Genomic DNA, 3313 nt, shown 5'->3' with positions numbered 1-3313 from the left:
ACTAAACTTGAAAATCCTTATACTGATATTACCAGTTATGTAGAATTACTTCAGTGGGCGGAACAAAACTGTCAGGAAAAGATTCCCTATCATGCTTTGTATCACTACTGCAGGAGCAAACTCAATAATAAATTAAAGATCGCCCGTAAATCTCACCATAAAAAAGATAAGCAGACCGTTGAGGTCTTCAAAAAAACTTCCTGATCTGATAAATTCATTTAGAATTGGACTGGATAAAGATAAATACAACTCCCTGAATATTTATTTTCAAGATGAAAGTCGATTTGGATTAATGACCAAACAGAAATGCGTATTAGTTTCCAAAGGTGTAGAGCCGGTGGGTAAATATCAGCATAGTTACAAGTGGTTATGGCTTTGGGGATCTTTTTCATCTTTGACAGGAGATGCATTCTATTGGGAAACATCCAATGTTGGGAATGATATTTTTGAAGCATACCTAAAAGTTCTTAGCGATCAAAATCCAAGAGAACTAAAACTATTGATAATTGACAATGCAGGGTTTCATGCCTGTCAAAGCATAGAAGTCCCTGAAAATATAAGGCTAATAAGAATTCCAGCCTATGCTCCTGAACTAAATCCTGCAGAAAAAGTATGGCAATGGATGAAAGATAAGGTATCCATGAAGTTTTTTTCAGAAATATCAGATCTACAAGAAAAGATTACAATGATGGTAAATGAGTTGAATCCCGATTTAATCAAATCCATTACTGGTTATCCAATTTATACAAATTGCTTTTGTGAGTAAATTAGTCTGTAAAATGGTATAATTACATCAGTTCCAAATCAAAACGAGTATCCGAAAAAGAGGCTTTTATCCGACAGAGTTATGCTCCAGGCAGTGTTTGCGAATTTGATTGGGGAGAAGTGAAACTAAGGATAGATGGTGTACTCATTCGATTTAATCTTGCTGTTTTTACTTCGGCTTACAGCAATTACCGCTATGCCAAGCTTTATCATCATCAGGATAGTTTATCGTTCATGGAATCACATGTGTCATTCTTTTCACACATCGAGGGTGTATATCACAATATGGTGTACGATAATATGAGAGTTGCTGTAGCCCGTTTTGTGGGTAAGTACGAAAAAGAACCCACTCAGGCTTTGCTTGCTATGCGGGGTCATTACCAATTTAATCATCGTTTTTGTAATGCTTACCGAGGTAACGAAAAAGGACACGTAGAGCGCAGTGTTGACCATGTGCGGCGTAAAGCATTTGCTTATACGTCAGATTTTGCTGATATGGATTTAGCGATAGCCCATCTTCAGCGGGCATTAACTAAAATCAACAATACGAGTGTTTATTTCAATTGAAAAGTATACCAGAGTTTCAATCAAAAATAGTTTGTTCAATTGCAGGATAAGATTTAAAGATGTATAGATACAAGCTTTCATTTTCTTGTTTTACTATTCCTCGAGATAGATTAATTAAGGACAGATAATTTCTAATTGATGTTTTTTTAATAAAGATGATCTAAGTACATGACAAAAACTTGAACACATTTATATTGTTCTGATTTTCTGAATTTAACAAGACGTTTGCAATGTAAGATAATCCACATTTGAATATACTTTTAGCTTTTCGTCCATGTTTTTTTATTTTAATTTTCTTCACATTTTCATGTATGAATATTCCGATTTTATAACACCAGACGAAAGCTATCATAACAAGAAGAGTCAGTTTCTCAATTCGATCAATGGCTTGTAAATGTGTTTTCTCAATGTCAAAGCCACTTGATTTCATTGCTCTGAAGCAAGTTTCTATTTGCCAACGCTCTTTATAATTTATTGAGCCTGCTCTGGTTTATTGAACGATACGATCATCAATAATTCTTCCTCTTTTTTTTTGCCTTTTTGTTTACATCCAGAGATATAGCAAAGCTGTGATCCCATTCTAACAATTCGTTTATAATGAACAAACTCCCCAAACTTAAGCGATTTAAACAACCATGCTGCTTTAATTTCCTCATTTTTATGAGGCACGTAAATTTTGAAATTATTCCTGATTCGGATATAATATCGAATACGATTTTCATTTAGATATTCGATCCATTTATCTCCAACAAATTCACGGTCAGCCATCAAACAGTCAATACATTCCGTTCCGAAAAGCCGTATGAATCGGTTCACTAAATCAATTCTCTCCCGGCAATTGGAATTGCCACGTTTATCCAGCATAGAAAACAGCAGAGGGAAAGCCACTCCTTTATAAGTTACACCAAGCATTAAGATATTGATATTAGTTTTCCCAAATTTCCAATTTGTTCTGTCAATACTAAGTCTCAAGTTTTCTTTTTGGGGTAATAATCCAAAAATGAGTTTTGCAACCAAATCAGAATCTAACATGAACTGCGCGATAAAACGTTGAACACGCCTTAAACATGATTCTGCCTGAGCCTTACTATCAAATGCGTTAGCTAATTTTTCGAAACCTACAGTCTGGACTTTGCATAGGGCAAACACAAACATGGAAATAAATTTCAGACGTGATAAATTAACTTTTCCTTCAAAATGGGTATTCAATATTGATATGAATTCCTTACTTTTATTCTCGACGTTGATTTTCTTCATTAGAAAAATGAGTGGTATTATTCTTCTAAGATAATGAAAATCAACGTCTTATCTAAACCTACAGAGACTTATTTTATTGATAATCAATGATTTGTATTATTGTCATGTACTAAGAAAGATGATGATTGATTTAATCCGACCATTCCCAATTTTCTATAAAAAGAATAGTAAAATTGGTCGGGCTATCCGCTAAATCTTTTACCTCGTTCCTCACTAAAAGGATATCGCTTCTATCCCTAATGGGGGATTCTCCCGATCATCAGCGAATCATGTTTTACTCAGCACCATCAGGAATCATTCACTCATTTACTTTTCATCAAAAATTATTCAATCAGGTTATCAATGAGTTAAGATAATGTTTAGAAATACTTTCCAAATGCATTAGGAATTAGGAAAAATAATCATTTATCTTTGCACCGCTTTCAAGGGAAAGTGTCCAGTGTTTAGAGTGATTTGGGGAGTAATTTTTTTATCACAGGAACGGGCTTTATTTTTTTTGAAATTTTTTCACTTCGGGATTGGGATATATTAAAATAAATGATTTATCTTTGCACCCGCTTTCGGAGCTAACGAGCTTGTGAGTCACCAGGAAACTTGGGGATTACAGCGAAATTACCCTGAAAAAAAAGTTGAAAAAAGATTTGCAGATTAGGAATTAAATTCTTTATCTTTGCACTCGCTTTCAGAGACAGAAACGACTGTCTTACAGAGAATGAAATTTTAG

The 3313-nt window shown here is 34.2% G+C and carries 3 protein-coding genes and 1 pseudogene; 3 read left to right on the top strand and 1 reads right to left on the bottom strand.

The features are described 5' to 3' along the window. The 3 genes from BZG01_RS21830 to BZG01_RS21115 all read left to right on the top strand — a co-directional run. Positions 1 to 204: hypothetical protein (locus BZG01_RS21830; RefSeq protein ID WP_218973192.1), on the top strand; the 204-nt coding region annotated here is incomplete at its 5' end. Next, positions 179 to 766 carry an IS630 family transposase gene (locus BZG01_RS21120; RefSeq protein WP_101311825.1) on the top strand — a complete coding sequence of 196 codons (588 nt, stop codon included), beginning with the start codon at positions 179 to 181 and terminating at the stop codon, positions 764 to 766. The genes BZG01_RS21830 and BZG01_RS21120, both read left to right, overlap by 26 nt. Before the next feature lie 119 nt (positions 767 to 885). Next, on the top strand, positions 886 to 1332 hold the full coding sequence (locus BZG01_RS21115; protein WP_180327419.1) for a DDE-type integrase/transposase/recombinase: 447 nt from the start codon (positions 886 to 888) through the stop codon (positions 1330 to 1332). Positions 1333 to 1492: 160 nt separating this feature from the next. On the opposite strand, the pseudogene BZG01_RS21110 reads toward BZG01_RS21115, so the two are convergent. Beyond that, positions 1493 to 2589 (bottom strand): annotated as a pseudogene (locus tag BZG01_RS21110) (IS4 family transposase). Positions 2590 to 3313 lie beyond the last annotated feature (724 nt).

This window comes from Labilibaculum manganireducens, from assembly GCF_002843385.1.
Classification (GTDB): domain Bacteria; phylum Bacteroidota; class Bacteroidia; order Bacteroidales; family Marinifilaceae; genus Labilibaculum; species Labilibaculum manganireducens.
This window is presented reverse-complemented; position numbering and strand designations above follow the sequence as displayed.